This window comes from Pseudomonas sp. SDO5215_S409, from assembly GCF_054071325.1.
Genome location: NZ_JBSVWN010000150.1, coordinates 1 through 945 on the forward strand (window position 1 = coordinate 1; position 945 = coordinate 945).

Annotated in this window: 1 protein-coding gene and 1 pseudogene; one reads left to right on the forward strand and one right to left on the reverse strand. The window is 50.4% G+C overall.

What is annotated here, in order from left to right; all coding sequences use genetic code 11:
* Nucleotides 1-305 (forward strand): formylglycine-generating enzyme family protein (locus ACW9H9_RS28650; protein ID WP_457346712.1); only part of this gene is annotated, 305 nt, incomplete at its 5' end.
* Between the two features lie 47 nt (nucleotides 306-352).
* On the opposite strand, the pseudogene ACW9H9_RS28655 reads toward ACW9H9_RS28650, so the two are convergent.
* Nucleotides 353-945 (reverse strand): annotated as a pseudogene (locus ACW9H9_RS28655) (LysM domain-containing protein); the annotation flags it as partial.

The window sequence follows — 945 nt, forward strand, 5'->3', positions numbered from 1 at the left end:
GTGAAAGGAACACCTTCCCTGTGGACAAATTTGTCCCTAACCCATTGGGGATTTACAACCTGTCCGGCAACGCCACGGACTGGGTCAATGACTGGTACGACAAGGACTATTACCGGCATTCCCCCGTCGATAATCCACAGGGACCAAATACGGGCATCAAACGAATTCGGCGTGGTGCAAATGTGCTAGAGGAACCTTCACGGAATGCCAGCACTGTTCGACGCTGGAATGATGAGCCCATCCAGCAAATTCATAATCCTGGTGCTAGTTTTCGCTGTGCCATTCAATCCGGAAAGCCGCTTTAACCCGCCCGAAAAAATGGCGCTCATCAGCGCCATTTTCTTGTTTCAATCTAAGCCAATCCATCAAACCGCCCGCTGTTGCGAGCCGCCAGTAATCTTTTTTCTTTACGCCAGGCGTTGCTTGGTTTCCACGCCTGTCGGGTCGAAGGCTCGGCTGATTGATTGATCACCAAACTATCAATAAACCAATTGAACTGGTTCTGTTCGTGGCCATCCAGTAGGGCGTTGATGCGCTCCAGGCTCTTCATGGCGTTGACCTTTTCCGCTTTTGGCGAACAGTGTTCGAGCACTTCGATAAAGTGCCGCCAAGTCCGTATTTCTGAGAGCAGAATGACCAGCGCCTTTTCTTGTTGTTCATTAAAGCTTTCAACAAACCCCTCGGTCAGTAGATAAATCATGGGGCCAAGCGTTTCAGGTGGCAGCAGGTCAAACGGCAGAAGTTGCTCCCTCACCTTGATGGTCTTATCAACACTATGAGCAAGCACGTAGCTGGCCAAGTTTTGCGCCTCGGCCTTGGACGCCGTACGTTTTTTCCACCAAATATCCATAGTAAAAGCGGTATCCTCAAAAGCTTCACCGATCAGTTTTCCGGGCGACGTCATCACCCGAAACAACCCCGAAGCCAAGTAACTAAACGCATCCT